At 53.0% G+C, this 4,912-nt stretch carries 4 protein-coding genes; 3 read left to right on the forward strand and 1 reads right to left on the reverse strand.

From position 1 onward, the window contains the following. The coding region (locus H5P30_RS12240; RefSeq protein ID WP_185691362.1) for an ISL3 family transposase at window positions 1-828 on the forward strand (828 nt) is incomplete at its 5' end. Between the two features lie 256 nt (window positions 829-1,084). On the opposite strand, the gene H5P30_RS12245 is transcribed toward H5P30_RS12240, so the two are convergent. Then, on the reverse strand, window positions 1,085-2,077 hold the full coding sequence (locus tag H5P30_RS12245; protein ID WP_185693216.1) for a hypothetical protein: 993 nt from the start codon (window positions 2,075-2,077) through the stop codon (window positions 1,085-1,087). A 281-nt stretch (window positions 2,078-2,358) separates the two neighbouring features. Here H5P30_RS12245 and H5P30_RS12250 point away from each other — a divergent pair, with 281 nt between their 5' ends. Continuing rightward, window positions 2,359-3,234 carry a substrate-binding domain-containing protein gene (locus H5P30_RS12250; protein ID WP_185693217.1) on the forward strand — a complete coding sequence of 292 codons (876 nt, stop codon included), beginning with the start codon at window positions 2,359-2,361 and terminating at the stop codon, window positions 3,232-3,234. A gap of 595 nt (window positions 3,235-3,829) precedes the next feature. Next, on the forward strand, window positions 3,830-4,903 hold the full coding sequence (locus tag H5P30_RS12255) for an IS630 family transposase (RefSeq protein ID WP_185693218.1): 1,074 nt from the start codon (window positions 3,830-3,832) through the stop codon (window positions 4,901-4,903). Window positions 4,904-4,912 lie beyond the last annotated feature (9 nt).

Here is a 4,912-nt window from a genome sequence, read left to right on the forward strand (position 1 = left end):
TTGCCTTGGCACACCGTCAAACGCATTGACAAAGCTAGGTTGGTTCGGGAGTTGCCTGAAGTCGATTACGGTTCGCTCAGAACTCTGGTCATGGATGAGTTCGCATTGCACAAGGGGCACCGCTACGCCTCCGTCGTAGCCGATGCGGACACTCGGCAAGTGCTTTGGATCGGTGAAGGGCGCAGTCGCGAATCCATACGCCCCTTCTTTGAATCACTGGGCGAACACTGCGATCAAATCGAAGCGGTCGCGATGGATCAGAACAGCGCCTTTGACCTGGAGGTGAAGATGCACTGCCCGAATGCGGAAGTCGTCTACGACCTTTTTCATGTCGTTGCCAAATACGGCCGTGAAGTCATCGACCGAGTCCGCGTGGATCAGGCCAATGAACTAAGGCAGAACAAGTCGGCTCGCAGAGCGGTCAAACGTAGCCGATGGTTACTTCTAAAGAACAAGGACAACCTCAATGAAGAAGAACTTGTCAGGCTCGAAGAGCTGATGAATGCCAACCAATCCTTGGCTCAAGTCTACGTCCTGAAAGAACAGCTCAAAGAACTATGGCGAAGCTCAAGCATCTGGGGCGCCTTCAAACGCTGGCGCACATGGTGGAGGATGTGCCGTGAGTCCAAAATCAAACCCCTGCTCGCCTTCGCTGATAAACTCAGACCCTACCTCCGTGGAATCATAGCCTCAGCCAAATACCCACTCAACACCAGCGTGCTCGAGGGCATGAACAACAAGATCAAGGTCATCAAAAGAACCGCTTATGGCTTCAGGGATACGGAATACTTCTTCCTCAAGATTAAGCATGCTTTCCCCGGGAAATGACGATGAACCTTTTTTTGAGGGGCCGGTTAGCAACTGGTGCGGGTGGGGTCGAATTGAGGGGCAACAGCAGGCTGTGTGAAGGACTGTTGAGGTCAAAAGCCTCATGGGTCTCGTCACAGAAAATCTTCAGTTGTATCAGGATCTGGCTGGCAAGCGTCCTTTAGGTCTTAGTCGGTTATCCTTTTTTCGTGGACAATGACGCACTATTTTTGGGTCGAGACCCGTATCTTTGAGATTCTAAGTTCAGAATTCAATGCTACCCGTATAAACTGAGTCGATCGAAGTCGTTCAGTCCGGGCATACTTTGCATCGTATGGAAGCTGGCTGTGACGGTGTCGCGGATACCTTCATGGGTTCGGTTGGGATCGCAAAGGTCATCTACGATCTTTTCGGCCAGTTCTACGGGGTTGAGCTGAACGAGGTCGATGGCGGTTCTTAGTGTGTTCAAGCGTGGCACGCGCACGGGGCCGCGGCAAAAGGCGAGACGGTGCTGGGCAGCAATTTGCTCGATTAGGTCGGGATAGCCGTTGCAGAGATTGTCCGCGGTTTGAAAGTCAAAAAAGGCGAGTGCAGAGGGGCTGTTTTGAGTATCCATTAGGGCGGAGGACAAATCTTCTGGGGTGGCTTCAGTTGGGACGTATTCCAGCCCAGCGTCGGCGATTAGGATCTTGAACTTCCGGATCGCACGGCGAGCAATGAGGTTTTCCGGCAGGGGGATGACAATTCGTTGGATCTCGAGTTTTTTCCAGTGCTGGGCGAGTGCTTTGTAGGCGGGTTGCCAGTCGAGAAGGTGTGTGCGCGAGGGCAGGCTGAGGGTATTTTCGGTGGGCTGGAGAAGAATTAGGCGAATGCCACGCTCCCGAAGCGAGAGAAGCACGTGGGAGGCCAAAGGGTGGGGTGACTGCCAAATGACAAGGTCGAGATTGTGGCGGAGCAGACGTTCGGTGAAGTCCGGGTCGAAGTCCTCGCGGCTGCGGTAAAAGATGGAGTCCGCGACGAAGCCTCGCGCTCGCAAGCGTTCTTCTAACTCGATCTGAAGGTTGCACTCGAAGGGCGAGGTAATCATGGCCTGTAGCCAGATCGGCAACCCGATGATTGCGTTGATCGGCTTGCGGGTGCTGTGTTTGCGCCCGGTGAGCATAGTTTGCGAGCCACGAATTCTGTGGAGCATGCCCTCCATATCGAGTGATTCGTAGACCAGCGCGACGGTCCGCAAGGGAACGGAAAAATACTCCGCAATTTCCCGCATAGAATAAAACGGGCAGGGCGAGTCTCTTTGAAGTGTCTGTGCACACTCGCGCAGGCAATCCGTTAGAATCTTCTGTCGGCTACATTTTTCCGGGAATCCTGCGAATTGGGAAAAGGCTTCAGAAAGTGGGGGGAGGTCTTTGTTTAGGCGGTGCCGGGCCATTTCGTGCGAAGCATGGGGGGATTGAACAGAATGACAAGAGGGATTATACGGTTGGTGATTCCGTGACTAAACTGTATGAAGTGGACTTCCCCAGGCCTTTGTGGATGCTACTCCTTTGCATGGCAAGTAATACGGCCCAAACTTTCGCCAAAAACAACCCCATCAAGACGGATTTTCCTCGTGTGGTGGTCTATTGTGGTGCGGACGCCAAGATACATCAAAGTTCTCTCTTCTACCTTCACCTCTTCTGGGCGATCATCGAGAAGGGCCGGAAGCTGGGTTTCGAGATGATTCCATTAATGGATACACGCCCGGAGAAAGGAAGGTTTGGCGCACCTCCGGAGATGGTACAGATTGAAAAGGCCGGATCAATTGATGGCTATGTGGCCATCATGGCCTACGACTCTATGGTGGAATGGATCCGTGAAACTGGCAAACCGCTAACTGTTTTGAATGGAAGTAGTCCCGATGTGGGCTTTGACATGAAGGAGATGGCTGAGATGTCGATCCGACGTTTGGCCGCGCAGGGAGCCCATTCGCTAGGGTTGATGATTCCTCCGGAAATGGCAAATGCTGAGGTTCTCGAGATGCTGGATGAAGTCTCGGAGGAGCTCAACATCACGATCAATTACGAGTGGATCATGGTCTCGCACAAACCCATGGAAATCAAAGGCTATCATCAGTTTCAGTCACTTTGGGACTTAAAGTCCAAGCCAGACGGCTTGCTGATTTATCCCGACGTAATGTCGCGCGGTGTAGTGTCAGCGATCGTCGAGCGCCGTTTATGCGTGCCAGAAGATTTGAAGTTGATCCTGCACCGGAATGCAGAGTCGCCCTATGTCGTGCCTTTTCCCTGCGATTGGATCGAAATGAGTGCGGATCCGATTGCGGATGGTTTACTGGAGGCGCTCCAGGCCAAGTTGCAGGGGAAACAGTTGCCCATGCGGTGGATTCATTTTAAGCTTGTGCCAAGCGAAAGGTTGGCGGGGTTTTGATTCATCGCATCAGGGATCGAATACATTCGGCCTGCCGTGAATATCAAGAATCGCGGTGTTGGTGGTGCAGGGAAAACTGTGGTGTCCCATCCAAATAATTGCGCCCCCACAATACGGAAAACGCTCTTTGCGCCGAAGGAACGCCCGGAAGAGGTCCTTTGCTCGAAGGTCTTGGCTCCTGTTTACAAACTCCTCCAAGTCCCGTTGTTTGCGATTGTGGTTTGCATGGAGTTTATCCTACTGGAGCCATGAAGAGGTGCGGCGCCAGAGCGGGTTTTTGATGGAACCGGGCAAGGGTGGAAGATCTCTCGCATAGTCTGGAATGGTGCTGGCAGTGCTGGTCCTGGGGATCCCCACTCGGACCGGAATCGGGCATCGTCGGGCTGCCGGTAGCTATTGGGTTTCCCGCTTCAAGGACCGCTAACGTCCCAAATGCAGTCCCTTTCCAAAGCTCTTTTCGTTGGCGAGGAATCGTGGTCCGGATGTGGAGGTGGTAAGGACACGGCGCGAGGGAGGTCCTCAATCCCCTGCGATTCAGCTTATACCTCATAATAAAAGGTTTGATAATTAATAAGGATACGTCGATGATGGTAGGATGAGACGACGCAACTTGGGGGATGAAGCGGACCGCCAACGAATCAAAGTTCTGCTCAAAGGGAAAAATTCGGGCTGGCGCCAGGCTCGATTGATAGCACTGCAAATGGGCTTCAACCCGGAAAACGAATCCTCGGAGATTGCTGAGATCGTAGGGGTGAGCAAGCCAACGGTGAATCGCTGGTTCAAGCAGTATAAGGAGGAGGGTTTGGATAAGGTGCTTACCCGCGGGTATGGGATCGGTCGCCCCAGCGGTTTGGACGAGGAGATTGAGGAGTATATCTCCAAGGCCTTGGACAGTGGCCGTTGGAACACGGCAAAGCAGGCACAGGAGGAGTTGCAGAAGCACTTTGGAAAGGCCTTCGGATACCAAACGGTATGGACTTGGTTAAAAAAATGCGCGGGGGTGCTTCGGGTTCCTCGCCCCGTGCATGAGAAAAGGGACCCGGCAAAGTCGGAAGTCTTCAAGCGCACTTTCCTGGGAAAGCTTCTGGACCAGCCCATTGATGGCGACAAGCCGGTGAAGATATGGTTTGCCGACGAGAGTCGGTACGGACTTTTGCCGAATCTGCGGCGTGTTTGGACGAAAAAAGCGCTCAGACCTCACAAACTCTGGAAAAGCGAGTATAAGTGGAGTTACTGTTACGGAGCCCTCGATGTCGTCGATGGTGAGAGTGTTTTTTTACAGACACCGACGGTAAACCTGCAATGGACCGAGCAGTTCCTTCTGCAGATCAAAAAGCAGTTTCCCGGGCACGAACACATCGTCGTTTGGGATGGGGCTGGTTTTCATCCGCAGTGCAGCTCCCACGAACGGGTTCCGGAGGGGATCTATCCGGTGGCTTTGCCACCTTACAGCCCCGAACTCAATCCGATCGAGAAACTCTGGGACCTAATCCAGGACCATACCTCCAATAGACTCTGGCCCACGATCGAAAGACTCGACCAAGTGGTCGCAATGCACCTGAATGATTGGATCGCCGATCCCATCCAAGTCATACGCCTTGTCGGAAACGGCTGGATACGGGCTTCAGCAAACGGTTCTGCCGCAATATTAAATATCAAACCTTTTTAGATTAGGTAT

The sequence above is a fragment of the Puniceicoccus vermicola genome (assembly GCF_014230055.1).
In the GTDB taxonomy this organism is placed as follows: domain Bacteria; phylum Verrucomicrobiota; class Verrucomicrobiia; order Opitutales; family Puniceicoccaceae; genus Puniceicoccus; species Puniceicoccus vermicola.